The following is a 12,681-nucleotide window of genomic DNA, read 5'->3' as shown; positions in this document are numbered from 1 at the left end:
TTTAAGTATAAAATACTTAATAAACTCAGGATGCTTCTGTTTCTTGTTCCGCCTTCATTCTGCGTTTGTACATTACTTTCGACAGGATGACACCGAGCTCATAAAGAGCGATCAACGGAGCAAGAACAATGACTTGTGAAATGACATCCGGTGGTGTTATCAATGCAGATAATACCGCCATCAACAAATAACCATATTTTCTTATCTGCCCTAGCTTCTCCGGCGTCACCAGACCGACAGCAGTTAAAAACATCAGAACCAGCGGTACTTCAAACAAGAATCCTAACGGTATGGATGTCATCAGCATAAAAGAAAAGTATTCCTTAGCTGTGATCATCATGTCGAAATTTCTTGTTCCAAGATTCATCAAAAATCCATAAACGGTCGGAAAGATAATAAAAAATCCAAAAGCCAGACCGGAAAGGAAACTAAAGAAAATACCTGGAATAAACGAAATCGCTGTTTTACTCTCTTCCTCTGTCAATGCCGGCCGTACGAATTTCCAAATTTGATATCCAATAAATGGAGCGGAAAAGCCGAGACTCAAACTCCCGGCAATTCCTGTGTAAAAACGGACAACATCCAGAGGGCCAAGCATTACAAGTTTTTCTTGTTCTGTCAATAATGGTATTACTTTATTTATTGAAGCCAGGAGGACAATAAAGCAAATAACAAAGAAAACCACCGAATTTATAATAGCCTTCCTTAAATCTGTTATATGCTCGACTAAAGTCTGCTCTTCTAATTGTGCCTGTTGCATGATTGCTTTCACCCCTCATCTTTTAGGATGGCAAGTCTTTCTTTTCTTCCTCAGGGGCATCTACTGTTTTCTTAGTACGATCCTCATCGTTATCACTCATAAGATTGCTGGTTGACTTTTTGAATTCGGAAAGTGTCTGTCCGAAGGCAGCTCCGATTTCCGGAAGTTTTTTAGGACCGAAAATAATCAATGTGACCACCAGGATGATAATTAATCCGGGGATCCCTATGTTCGTAAATCCCATGAAAATCTCTCCTTTAGATTGAAAATATTTTAAGCAAGCTGACTTTTCGCTTTTGCTTTCACAAGCTGTCCATTTTCCTCACGATATTTCATGATGCCTTCGGCAGCACGATATGCTAATGCACCCACTGTACCTGTCGGATTGTATCCGCCATTATGGGCAAAAGCAGAAGCACCGACTACAAAAATGTTATCGGCATCCCACATCTGTAGGTAGTTATTCACTGCAGATGTATCAGGGTTATCCCCCATGATGACGCCTCCGGTGTTATGGGTTGTCTGGTAAGGAACAATGTTATAGTGGTCACTGACAGATCTTCGTTCCACATGGTCCGCACCCATTTCTTCCATGATTTCCACACATTTGTCGGTAATGTATTCATGAAGGTTCCTGTCTTGTTCTGTGTAATCATACGTCATCCGAAGCAAGGGATTTCCATACGCATCTTTATAGTCAGGGTCAAGACTCAAATAGTTTTCCCTGTGAGGCATGGAAGCACCTTGTCCACCTACGGATAAAGTCTTATGGTACCATTTAATCGATTCAGATTTGAACTCTTTTCCCCAGTTAGGCGTGTCTTTCGGAACCGTGTTGTTATTGATCGGCCTTTTTCCTGTCTGAGTGATAGATATGGATGCACCGTGAATAAAGTCAAGATCTGAATGATCGAAATTATCTCCATTAAAATCATCTACCGATGAACCTAGCGCTCCTGCACCCATATAGGTGTTGAATTTCTCATTTTCAAAGAAACCAGTGGCACCAGGCAAGATTTGATAACAATAGTTTTTACCGATTACACCGTTACCTGTTTCAGGATCGTACGCCTGTCCGATTCCGGATTGGAGGAGCAATCTGGTATTGTTCATCACATAACTTGTTAAAATAACGATATCTGCAGGCTGTTCAAATTCTTCACCTGTCAATACATCTACATAGCGGACACCCGTAGCCCGGTTTCCATCATAAAGGATCTCTGTTACATTAGCACCCGTGCGGAGTTCGAAATTCCCTGTATCCTGTGCCGTCGGGATGACAGTCACATTAGGAGATGCTTTTGCTCCGTATTCACAACCGAAACGTTCACAAAAACCGCAGTACTGGCACTTATACATTTTTTGACCATCCGGATTTTCATAGTTTTCCGTCATGTTGGCGGAAGGAAGTTGGAACGGATGCAAGTCAAGATTACTTGCGGCATCTTTGAACCTTTTAGTGATTGGCGAATCTTTCATTGGCGGATTCGGATAAGGGTTGCTCCGTGGAGCTCCCATCGGATTTTCTTCCCCGCCAATTCCAGCTGTCTGTTCGAATTGATAAAAATATGATTCAAGTTCTTCGTAAGTAATTCCCCAATCCTGGATGGTATAATCTTCCCCAAGTTTGTTTTCTCCGTATTTTTCATCGGTCATCGATTTGATTTGTAAATCATACGGGAGGAAACGCCAAGTGTGACCGTTCCAGTGGACACCGGCACCCCCTACTCCTTCTCCAAGCAAAAAGGAACCAAGTTGACGCATGGGCAATGCTCTTTCATCACGATTATTTCTAAAAGTAATCGTTTCTTGGGATAAATCCTGCATCAACTCATAACGGATTGCATAGCGATATTCATCATGGACCATCTGGAAATCTTCCGTCGAACGGTTATGTCCTCTTTCAAGACCGACAACCTGAACGCCTTGTTTCGCCAGTTCAGCTGCTATGATCCCGCCTGTCCAGCCTACTCCGACTGTTACAGCTTCTACTTTATCCAATTGCGTTGCCATATAAATCCTCCTTAATTGTTACTATGATGAAATGTGAGCTCTTAAAGGACGAGGTTCTTTTTCGATAAATTCTTCAGAATCAAGTTCTTCATTATAACTCATGTAACTTCCCGGGTACTCTTTCATACGCCACCCGTCCATGTTTCCGTTACCTCCGTATAGTGGGTCGGAATAGGCGCCTTCAAGTGTAGCCGAACGAAGAAGTTCAAAGAATGTGGTTGGGGTTACACCTTTTAAATCGACATCTCCATCTTGGAATTTCTGCAAGATTTGATCTTGCTGTTCTGGTTCCAAGTCGGTAAATGATGCATTGTGATCTTTCTGACTCTCCCTTTCGATTGCCTGTATCCCCAAATCAAATACTTGATGCCTCTTCAATTTCGTTTGATAGCCTTGGAAATCAGATCCTTCAAAAAACGGCCCTTGCATATACTCTCTTTCGTTATGTCCGTAACCACCGGCCAATTGGTGGTCGATAAAATAAGGAACCCCGAGTCCAATGGCACCTGGGCCATTCTCATCTTCCGGGAAAATTCTTTCTGTTGCTGCACTAAGTATATTGAAGTTTTCCTGACGCGTGAAATACATCAACGCTTTGTTAAAGTTCGTCTGTCCTTCCCCCCCACCAGAGGAATCAGTCGATGCGGTTTGACTGTTATCGGAAACGTTCGCGGTAATCAGGGTGCCGAGTAACCCGCCGCCAATGGCTCCTCCGGCAACATAACTCGAGTTTTTAATAAAACGCCGCCGGGACATTTTTGACTTATTATTATCAGCCATCATTTTCCTCCTTCCACTTCATTTAGATAGGAATAAAATAACTACCTAGGTACTAGTTACCTCTCAATAAGTGTGTTAAACATATTCCAACAATTTTTTTATTTTTTTGTTACAAATTTTTTTATTCTAAGAAAATGAATGCATAAAAAAAACGCATCAATTTAACTTGATGCGTTCCAGCTGATTATTCAACGTTGACGATTTTTACTTGCATTTCTCCTCCAGGGGTAGGTACGGTGACCTCTTCACCGATTTCACGACCTAAGAGGCTCTTAGCAATCGGAGAGTCATTGGAAATTTTCCCTTCGAAAGGATCTGCTTCCGCACTGCCCACGATTGTATAGCTTTCTTCGTCCCCGTCAGGCAGTTCTTGAAAGGTTACCGTTTTTCCCAGTCCGACGACATTAGGATTGTCATTGTCACTCTCGATAATGACAGCATTGCGGATCATGTTTTCAACTTGGGCGATTCTGGATTCAACGAATGCCTGCTCGTCCTTTGCTGCATCGTATTCGGAGTTCTCTGAAAGATCGCCAAACCCCCTGGCAATTTTTATTCTTTCGACAACTTCCTGTCTTCTTTCCGTTTTCAATTCATGCAGTTCGTTTTCTAACTTATCTTTACCTTCTTTGGTCATATAAAAGCTTTTTTCTGTAGCCATTGAATACACTCCTTTACCCCCAACAACGATGTTACATAATCTCCGGTTTAAACCGGGTTTCCGTCTATCTGGGTTTTATTTATCTTATAATTTAGATATAGATATTATGTTAAGTAATAAATAAAGTGCTTTCCGACACCAAAATCTGTGGAAACGTTTTATATTACCAACTAATCCATACTATGGCAGATTTTTGCCATATTTTCAATACCTATCTATCTTTTCCCAAAAAAAGAGGTTACTCATTTAGTATTGTCTGGATTTTGGTTGCCATCAAATCGATTGCTACGTGATTTTGTCCGCCTTCCGGTATGATTATATCAGCATAACGTTTAGTAGGCTCTACAAACTGCAAATGCATCGGTCGCACAACATTTATATATTGGTCGATTACAGAATCGATAGTCCGTCCTCGTTCTTTAATGTCTCTAAGTAATCTCCTGATAATCCTTACGTCGGCATCTGTATCGACAAACACCTTAATATCCATGAGATCAAGCAGTCTCGGATCCTCCAAAATAAGAATACCTTCGAGAATAATGACCTCTTTCGGTTCTACCCTTACAACTTCTTCAGAACGGGTATGAACAGTATAATCATAAACCGGTTTGTCTATCGGTTCCAGGTCTATAAGTTTTTTCACATGTTCAACCAGCAATTCATTGTCGAAAGCCAATGGATGGTCATAATTGGTGTTCAACCTTTCTTCGATAGGTAAATGACTCTGGTCCTTATAATAATAATCTTGTTCAATCACTAAAATGGTTTTATCTGTAAAACGTTGACTGATGGACCTGGTCACAGACGTTTTCCCAGAACCGCTTCCTCCAGCAACACCTATTACAACAGGTTTATTGGGCATACTTCCGAGCTCTCCTTTTTTCCTATTTCATCGTTTAACACTGACTGCCACACCATCCCCTATCGGAAGAATGGATGTATGATAATCCGGATGACCGACAAGCCAATCATTATAATGGCGGATTTTTCCCGCTATTTTATTTAATCTTTTATTTTCTTCATTTTTAGAAGCCACTATACCTTTAAACAAGACATTGTCTGAAACAATTGTTCCATTATCCGTCAGGAACCGGCTGTAAATTTCGAAGAAACGTTGGTACTGTCCCTTGGCTGCATCAATGAACAATAAATCATATGGGCCGTTTTTCCTTATTTCCTCGACCTTGTCCAGAGCGTCGCCAAAGATGACTTTTATGTTGTCCTCTTTTTTTAATGATGAAATATTTGCTATTGCTTCTTTGTATCTTACTTCATCTCTTTCAATCGATACAATTTGTGATTCAGGGTAAGCCTCCTGCATTCTCAATGCAGAATATCCTATAGCAGTCCCGATTTCCAAAATCTTACCGGGGCGTTTCATCCTTACAATTTGCATTAGAAAATCAATACCCAGCGGCTCCATGATCGGTATATTGTTTTCTTTTGCGAAAGTCTCTATTTTTTTCACCCAGTCAGGACTTTGGGTAAGCATTTCAGTCAAATACTTCTCTAACTGTTCATCCACAGATTGTTTGCCCCCTTCTTACATCGGCAAAAGAATATTAGCCTCACTACAACCACATTATTTTAACACAAAAAAAACAGGGAATGCGAATTTCTTCACTCCCCTGCAGCATCCCTGTTTAAATATTCTTGTGTTAGCTGTTGATGTTTTTCATAAGTTTCCGAATAATAAACCTCTCCATCAGGCGCAGCCACAAAATACATGTAACTGGTATCCTCTGGATTCAGGATAGACTTTAAAGAGCTTTCACCGAAATTGGAAATCGGTCCTACCGGCAGTCCTGTTATTTGATAGGTGTTATAAGGCGATTCTGTCTTCAAGTCCTCAAATAAAACTCTGTCTTTATGTTCTCCCTGGGCGTAAAGGACTGTGGGATCGGTCTGAAGCATCATATCTTCTTCAAGTCGGTTATAAAATACGCCCGCAATCAACTTACGATCTTCTTCAGTCCGTGCTTCTTTCTCGACAAGCGATGCCATAGTCAATGCCTCATGTACCGAATCAATATCTTCTCTAGCTGAAATCGAGTCCAAGTAGGGGGTTACAACGTTTTCTGTTTTAGTCACCATATCCTCTATAATCTTATCTATCTCAGGATTTTCTGTGTAAAATTCGTATGTCGCCGCGAATAAATAACCTTCTAATGGATATCTAATTTCAGGATCAAGGATTTCCTCGGAGAGGATGGAAGGATGTTTGTCGATTAAAGACTGAACATAATCCGGATCTTCCGTCCTGTTAATGAATTCTTCTTTGTCCAGACCCGTCTTTTCCGAAAAGATTGCAGCGATTTCTTCCACATTTTTACCTTCTGGAATCGTCACCGAAATGACTGGTTCTTTTAAAACCGTACCAGTTTGCAATGCATCGATCACCTCACTGATCGACATGGATGGAGTAAATTCATAATCCCCTGCCTGAAATTCAGTGACATTATTAAATTTTACATAGAAGCGGAAAATCAAACTATTATTAATAATTCCTTCTTCTTCCAGAATACCTGCAATCTCCGAAGTAGATGATCCAAGAGGTATCTCCACTGATTTTGTGGTGTCATCTCCGGGATTTACGGGTTCCAGCGCGTTTGTTACATACATATAGCCGGCAATCGTCCCGGCAACAAGGATGAGTATAAGACAAGATAACACGATGGCAACTATTTTTCTGACTGTACTAGCTTCTTCGACTCGTTGCTTGAATTTGTCTTTATACTGATCTCCTTTATCAGACGTAGACATTAAAAAGTCCCCCTTTCACCGGATATATTATACTACAAAATCCGTCAAGTTTTCTAATATTATCTAAAATCCGCCAGTCATACCCGATTATCCAGCACTTGAATGCCCTTCCAGGATATTTAAAAAAGGCTCGTCCGATAACATACCGGACGAGCCTTTTTTGCATGAACTTCACTCAATCATTCAATCCGTTTCTTCATCGGTGAAAGTATTCAGCATCTCTTCCACCATTCCCCATTCCTCTTCAGATTCGATTTGGAAAAGAGAAAGGTCGTCTTCGTCGTTGGTTTTTTCTTCATAACGGAACGCAAAAACTTCGACTTCTTCTTCGTCTTTTTGATCAGCTGGAACAACTGCAATATAGGAATGCCCCGTTTGATCTACATCAAATGTAAACAAAACTTCAAATAGATGCTCTTCACCATTTTCATCAGGAATGATAATCCGTTCTTTTTCTTCTAATGCCATTTCCGCACCTCCATAATAAACCTGTCAATTGTTTGCATCGAGATAACTTTGCAAAATCATGACTGCAGCCATTTTATCAATGACTTTTTTCCGTTTTTTTCTGCTCATATCCGCTTCCAACAATACACGTTCAGCAGCCATCGTGGTCAGCCTTTCATCCCACAAGGTTGTGGTAAGCGAGAACTCTTCTTCAAGGAACTGCGCAAATTCCTGCGAGGCTTCTCCACGAGGACCTATGGTCCCGTTCATGTTTTTAGGCAGGCCGACGACCGCCTCTTTAATATCATGCTCTTCGATGATTGTTTTTATAGCATCCGAAGCAGTGGAGAAATCACTTTCATCCCACTTGATTGTCGTCAAGCCTTGAGCAGTCCAGCCAAGGGCGTCGCTGACCGCAACGCCGATGGTTTTTTCTCCAACATCTAATCCAATTTTTTTCATACTATTCCTCTTTGTTTTTGTCGATGTAGGACTTAACAAGTTCCTCGATTAACTCATCCCGCTCTATTTTCCTTATCAAGTTCCTGGCATCCTTATGGCGGGGAATATAAGCCGGATCACCAGATAATAAATAACCCACAATTTGGTTGATCGGGTTATAACCTTTCTCCCTCAATGCATCATGTACAGTGAGGAGTACCTCTCGGACATTTTCTTCGAAAGGATCTTCCGGAAAACTGAATTTCATCGTTTTATCCATAGAGCCCATTATCCATCCCCCGTTTCTAGATTTGCCGCATTAGAAAATATTCACGACCAATTAATATTACTTTCTATTATATACCTATTTCCAACAAATGAAAAACTTAAGAATTATCTATTACGTATGTTTCAGCGAATTTCAGTGCTTCAGGGAGTTTTTCCGGATTCTTTCCGCCGGCTTGTGCCATGTCTGGACGTCCTCCTCCGCCTCCACCGCATTTTTGTGCAGTTTCTTTGATCAGATTGCCTGCATGGTAACCTTTTTCCACCAAATCTTTCGAAACGCCAGATGCAAGCTGGACTTTGCCATTGTTTGCTGCACCGAGCAATATAATACCCGAACCAATTTTTTGTTTCAAGTCATCAACCATCGTTCTTAACTGGTTCATGTCCTGGACGTCAACTTGCTGTGCAAGCAATTTCACGCCATTTATCTCCTGAACCTTGTCCAGAATGGTTGATGCTTCCAAGTTTGAAATTTTGGCACTTAATGATTCTTTTTCTTTTTGCAAATCCTTCAGCTCCTGATAGAGCGATTCAATCCGTTCAGGAACTTGATCTGCTGTTGTTTTCAGTAAATTGGCAGCCTCATTCAATGTATTTTGCTTTCCGTTCATAAATTGATAGGCACCTTTTCCTGTAACAGCCTCGATCCGCCTTGTCCCTGCTCCGATTCCGGAAGCAGACACTATTTTGAACAAGCCGATTTCAGCTGTGTTCATCACATGGCACCCGCCGCAAAGTTCAATGCTGTAATCCCCGACTTGAACAACACGTACAATATCGCCATACTTCTCGCCGAATAAGGCCATTGCCCCCATATCTTTGGCCTCTTCCAGACTGTGATAATCAACAGCTACCTGAATGGAATCCCATACTTTTTCATTGACGATTCTTTCAATTTTGTTTAATTCTTCTTCAGTCAATGCATTAAAGTGAGAAAAATCGAAACGAAGTCGATCACTTGTAACAAGAGAACCAGCCTGATTGACATGATCCCCCAGCACATCTTTCAAAGCCTGATGAAGCAAATGGGTGGCAGTATGATTTTTGACAATATCGGCCCTTGAAGTTTTTCCCACTACTGCGCGTACATGCTCTCCTTTTTGAATCGTCCCTTTTTCAATGGTCACTTTATGAACATTTTGCCCTTTGGGTGCTTTCTGAACATCTTCAACAGAAACGGTTGCATTAGCACCGTGGATAACGCCATTATCGGCAACTTGCCCCCCGCTTTCTGCGTAAAATGGGGTCTCTTCCAAAAACAAGAAAACTTCTTCCCCTTCGCTTGCCGAATCAGCGAATTGCTTGTCCTTGATAATTTCTACGATTTTCGTGTCAATTTCCAATGTTTCGTAGCCGACAAATGTGCTGTCCGATTCCACATCACTTAGAACACTTTCCTGTATTTGCATGGAATCGACCTTCTGACGGGCTTGTCGCGCACGTTCTCTTTGTTTGGCCATTTCCTCCTGGAAGCCTGCTTCATCAATTGTGAACCCTGCCTCTTCCAAATATTCCTCTGTCAACTCTTTCGGAAAACCATACGTGTCATACAAACGAAAGACTTCCGTTCCAGGGAATTGATTACTACCTTTTTCCTTCTCTTTTTCCAAAATCCCGGACAACATTGCCAATCCTTCATTCAAAGTCTCATGGAATCTTTCTTCTTCTGTTTTCACAACATTTACGATAAATTCCTGTTTTTGTTTGATTTCCGGATAGAATGGTTCCATTATTTCTCCGACCGATGCAACCAACTGATACATAAATGGCCGCTCAATCCCTATTTGTCTTGCAAACCTGACAGCTCTTCTAAGCAACCTTCTCAGGACATATCCTCTGCCTTCATTGGATGGGAGCGCCCCGTCGCTTACAGCAAAGGAAACGGTACGTATGTGGTCCGCAATGACCTTGAAAGCTACGTCTCCTTCTTTTGATTGTCCATATTTTGCATCAGCATGTTTTTCTGCGCTCTTAATTAAAGGCATGAACAAATCTGTATCAAAGTTTGTCGGAACATCCTGGATGACACTTACCATCCGTTCCAGACCCATACCAGTATCTATGTTTTTCTTAGGCAGTGGTGTATAAGTATCATCAGGATTATGATTGAATTGTGAAAACACCAGGTTCCAAATTTCTAAATATCGCTCGTTTTCCCCGCCGGGATATAATTCCGGATCACTGGAATCGTTACCGTATTTTTCTCCTCTGTCATAGAAAATTTCTGTATTCGGTCCACTTGGTCCTTCTCCGATATCCCAAAAATTTTCTTCAAGTCTGATTATCCGCTCTTCCGGGATTTTCACTTGGTCCCGCCATATTTGAAACGCCTCATCATCTTCCGGATGGACAGTGACAGAGAGTTTTTCCTTATCGAAACCAATCCACTCTTCACTAGTAAGAAACTCCCACGCCCACTCGATTGCTTCTTCTTTAAAGTAATCTCCGATCGAGAAATTCCCGAGCATTTCAAAGAAAGTGTGGTGTCTTGCAGTTTTTCCTACATTTTCAATATCATTTGTTCTTATCGACTTCTGAGCATTTACAATCCGTGGATTGTCAGGGATTACTCGTCCATCAAAGTATTTTTTCAGTGTTGCAACTCCGCTGTTGATCCATAGAAGCGTCGGATCTTCTTTTGGGACAAGGGAAGCGCTTGGCTCTACCCGGTGTCCTTTTTCTTTGAAAAAGTCTAAATACATTTGCCGTACTTCGGCCGATGTTAGTTTTTTCATCATCTTACCTCCTGCTGGATAATTGTCGATTTTTACAATATGGCAACTAACATATAAAAAGCTCCCGTCACTGCAAAAGCAGGGACGAGAGCATTGTCGCGGTACCACCCTGATTATGGACAAATAGTCCATCACCTCGTGCGCGATAACGGTGCGTATCCGGCGGGAGTGAGCCGCACTCAGATCTAGCTTCCATGGTCCTTCGCCTGGATTTCCTTTCAGCCTGGGGAATTCCTCTCTGCAGGTGGGTCTACCATGTACTCATGATCTTCAAAGTATTCATTGTTTAACCGACTGTGATATGCGATATTATAAGAAACATTCTTAGAATTGTCAATCATCAAGGCGGAAAGACCATATATGGATAAGGATGACTTTCAATACGCTTAGCAACGGAACGGCGAGAATCATACCGATAATTCCACCAAACTCTCCACCTACCAAAAGAGCGAAAATAATCAAAATCGGATGGATATTTACGCTTTTGCCTACGATGAAGGGGGAAAGCAGATTGCCTTCGATGATTTGGACAATAAAGACACCGATGATAACATAAAGGACCATTTTATAAGAAATTGTAAAAGCGATCACTACAGCAGGGACTGCTCCAAGGTACGGTCCAAAGTAAGGAATCAGATTGGTGGCACCCATCAATAATGCAAGAAGCAACGGATATTTCATGCCAATGAACCAGAAAACTCCGTAAGTCGTGATGCTAACAAACAGACAAACAAGGAGTTGTCCCCTTATATATGCGCCTAGACTTTTATCAATATCATGTACCAGTCTTCCTGCACTTTGTCTGTACTTTGAAGGCGCCAACTTCCAAAGAGCCCTTTTAATCAACGAAAAATCCTTCAGCATATAAAAAACCAAAACCGGGATGACGGCTATGATCACAATGATATCCATGATTTTCGTCAATTTGGAAGCAATGCTTGTCAATAAGTTGTCTATAAACTGTTCAATCCTTGAGAACATTGTATCCATTTTGTCATGAACCGTTTCAGGAAGATAGGAAGTACTTTCATACATACTATAAATAGCGTCGCGATATTGCTCCATGAAATAGGGCAGATTATGATTCAAATCTTTCAGTTGGTGGATGAAAATTGGATAAAGTTTATAAATGAGATAGGTCACGCCACCGAAAAACAAGATATAAATCCCTATGATAGCCAGCCAACGGGGAAAATTATATTTGTGCAGGAGTTCAATCAACGGATGTAGTAGATAAGCGATAACAGCGGCAATTATAAAGGGTGTGAGGATATGAAAAAACACTGTAACGGCTTCTTTATATAAAGGTAGGATCTTTGAAAGAAGATATAAAAAGAGCAGGGCAAGAATTCCAACAGCAACCCAATATATTATACGCAACGCCCTATTTTGATCGTACACGCTCAATTAGTCTCCTTCCTGTCTTTCCCAACAGTCTTACTAAAATTGTCCTCGTCAGGTACTGTTTATTTCATAGAAGAACCCTTGCCATAAAGGCAAGGGTTCTTCTACCAGTTAGCTTATCCAGTACAAAGAATTTTATAATGATTTTGATAGAAATTTGCGATTTAAGATGGCATTTTCAAAGATTACCAGCTTGCTTTTCGTTCTTCTTCTGTAAAGAGATCATTCAGTGAACTTAAAGAACCGTCCATTTCGACTTGATGCATGTCAAGCACTTCTCCAAACAGAGACAACTCAATAAAACAATCCCAGCAATAATATTGCTGATTGCCGATTTTGCCGATGTTTTTCCCCTTACAATTTGGACAATACATACATGAGCAACTCCT

Annotated in this window: 14 protein-coding genes; all 14 read right to left on the bottom strand. The window is 41.1% G+C overall.

Annotated features, from left to right (window positions below):
• Positions 1-25: 25 nt before the first annotated feature.
• Entirely contained in the window at positions 26-760 is a 735-nt protein-coding gene (tatC, locus tag CZ434_RS01260; RefSeq protein WP_077621419.1) for a twin-arginine translocase subunit TatC, read from the bottom strand.
• 22 nt (positions 761-782) lie between these two features.
• On the bottom strand, positions 783-1,004 hold the full coding sequence (gene tatA, locus CZ434_RS01255; protein WP_077621418.1) for a twin-arginine translocase TatA/TatE family subunit: 222 nt from the start codon (positions 1,002-1,004) through the stop codon (positions 783-785).
• A 29-nt stretch (positions 1,005-1,033) separates the two neighbouring features.
• On the bottom strand, positions 1,034-2,773 hold the full coding sequence (locus CZ434_RS01250) for a GMC family oxidoreductase (protein WP_077621417.1): 1,740 nt from the start codon (positions 2,771-2,773) through the stop codon (positions 1,034-1,036).
• Between the two features lie 21 nt (positions 2,774-2,794).
• A complete protein-coding gene (locus tag CZ434_RS01245) occupies positions 2,795-3,553 on the bottom strand; it encodes a gluconate 2-dehydrogenase subunit 3 family protein (RefSeq protein WP_077621416.1) in 759 nt (252 codons plus the stop codon).
• A 184-nt stretch (positions 3,554-3,737) separates the two neighbouring features.
• On the bottom strand, positions 3,738-4,214 hold the full coding sequence (greA, locus tag CZ434_RS01240) for a transcription elongation factor GreA (protein WP_077621415.1): 477 nt from the start codon (positions 4,212-4,214) through the stop codon (positions 3,738-3,740).
• A 238-nt stretch (positions 4,215-4,452) separates the two neighbouring features.
• The gene (udk, locus tag CZ434_RS01235) at positions 4,453-5,076 is read right to left on the bottom strand and encodes a uridine kinase (protein WP_077621414.1); all 624 of its coding nucleotides are present in this window, start codon (positions 5,074-5,076) and stop codon (positions 4,453-4,455) included.
• 27 nt (positions 5,077-5,103) lie between these two features.
• A complete protein-coding gene (locus CZ434_RS01230; RefSeq protein WP_245830907.1) occupies positions 5,104-5,739 on the bottom strand; it encodes an O-methyltransferase in 636 nt (211 codons plus the stop codon).
• Positions 5,740-5,834: 95 nt separating this feature from the next.
• The gene (mltG, locus tag CZ434_RS01225; protein ID WP_077621413.1) at positions 5,835-6,977 is read right to left on the bottom strand and encodes an endolytic transglycosylase MltG; all 1,143 of its coding nucleotides are present in this window, start codon (positions 6,975-6,977) and stop codon (positions 5,835-5,837) included.
• 183 nt (positions 6,978-7,160) lie between these two features.
• Positions 7,161-7,445 (bottom strand): DUF1292 domain-containing protein, encoded by a 285-nt coding sequence (locus tag CZ434_RS01220; protein WP_077621412.1) that lies wholly within the window; start codon positions 7,443-7,445, stop codon positions 7,161-7,163.
• Between the two features lie 24 nt (positions 7,446-7,469).
• The gene (ruvX, locus tag CZ434_RS01215) at positions 7,470-7,886 is read right to left on the bottom strand and encodes a Holliday junction resolvase RuvX (RefSeq protein ID WP_077621411.1); all 417 of its coding nucleotides are present in this window, start codon (positions 7,884-7,886) and stop codon (positions 7,470-7,472) included.
• A gap of 1 nt (position 7,887) precedes the next feature.
• Positions 7,888-8,154 carry an IreB family regulatory phosphoprotein gene (locus CZ434_RS01210; RefSeq protein ID WP_077621410.1) on the bottom strand — a complete coding sequence of 89 codons (267 nt, stop codon included), beginning with the start codon at positions 8,152-8,154 and terminating at the stop codon, positions 7,888-7,890.
• A 97-nt stretch (positions 8,155-8,251) separates the two neighbouring features.
• Positions 8,252-10,888, bottom strand: coding sequence for an alanine--tRNA ligase (alaS, locus tag CZ434_RS01205; protein ID WP_077621409.1), 2,637 nt, complete (start codon positions 10,886-10,888; stop codon positions 8,252-8,254).
• 333 nt (positions 10,889-11,221) lie between these two features.
• The gene (locus CZ434_RS01200; RefSeq protein WP_077621408.1) at positions 11,222-12,289 is read right to left on the bottom strand and encodes an AI-2E family transporter; all 1,068 of its coding nucleotides are present in this window, start codon (positions 12,287-12,289) and stop codon (positions 11,222-11,224) included.
• A 188-nt stretch (positions 12,290-12,477) separates the two neighbouring features.
• Complete coding sequence (locus CZ434_RS01195; RefSeq protein ID WP_077621407.1) at positions 12,478-12,666, bottom strand: hypothetical protein; 189 nt, start codon at positions 12,664-12,666, stop codon at positions 12,478-12,480.
• Positions 12,667-12,681: the final 15 nt, after the last annotated feature.

Origin of the sequence: Sediminibacillus massiliensis (assembly GCF_900156915.1) — a bacterium.
Taxonomy (GTDB): domain Bacteria; phylum Bacillota; class Bacilli; order Bacillales; family Amphibacillaceae; genus Sediminibacillus_A; species Sediminibacillus_A massiliensis.
The sequence above is the reverse complement of the archived record's forward strand: the minus strand, read 5'-3'. Positions and strand labels throughout refer to the sequence as shown.

What these genes read in the sequence shown, in the direction of transcription:
- CZ434_RS01245 (WP_077621416.1), bottom strand. Translation starts at nt 3,553, where the DNA reads ATGGCTGATAATAATAAGTCAAAAATGTCCCGGCGGCGTTTTATTAAA.
- tatC (WP_077621419.1), bottom strand. Translation starts at nt 760, where the DNA reads ATGCAACAGGCACAATTAGAAGAGCAGACTTTAGTCGAGCATATAACA.
- tatA (WP_077621418.1), bottom strand. Translation starts at nt 1,004, where the DNA reads ATGGGATTTACGAACATAGGGATCCCCGGATTAATTATCATCCTGGTG.
- CZ434_RS01195 (WP_077621407.1), bottom strand. Translation starts at nt 12,666, where the DNA reads ATGTATTGTCCAAATTGTAAGGGGAAAAACATCGGCAAAATCGGCAAT.
- ruvX (WP_077621411.1), bottom strand. Translation starts at nt 7,886, where the DNA reads ATGAAAAAAATTGGATTAGATGTTGGAGAAAAAACCATCGGCGTTGCG.
- alaS (WP_077621409.1), bottom strand. Translation starts at nt 10,888, where the DNA reads ATGAAAAAACTAACATCGGCCGAAGTACGGCAAATGTATTTAGACTTT.
- CZ434_RS01250 (WP_077621417.1), bottom strand. Translation starts at nt 2,773, where the DNA reads ATGGCAACGCAATTGGATAAAGTAGAAGCTGTAACAGTCGGAGTAGGC.
- mltG (WP_077621413.1), bottom strand. Translation starts at nt 6,977, where the DNA reads ATGTCTACGTCTGATAAAGGAGATCAGTATAAAGACAAATTCAAGCAA.
- CZ434_RS01220 (WP_077621412.1), bottom strand. Translation starts at nt 7,445, where the DNA reads ATGGCATTAGAAGAAAAAGAACGGATTATCATTCCTGATGAAAATGGT.
- udk (WP_077621414.1), bottom strand. Translation starts at nt 5,076, where the DNA reads ATGCCCAATAAACCTGTTGTAATAGGTGTTGCTGGAGGAAGCGGTTCT.
- CZ434_RS01210 (WP_077621410.1), bottom strand. Translation starts at nt 8,154, where the DNA reads ATGGGCTCTATGGATAAAACGATGAAATTCAGTTTTCCGGAAGATCCT.
- greA (WP_077621415.1), bottom strand. Translation starts at nt 4,214, where the DNA reads ATGGCTACAGAAAAAAGCTTTTATATGACCAAAGAAGGTAAAGATAAG.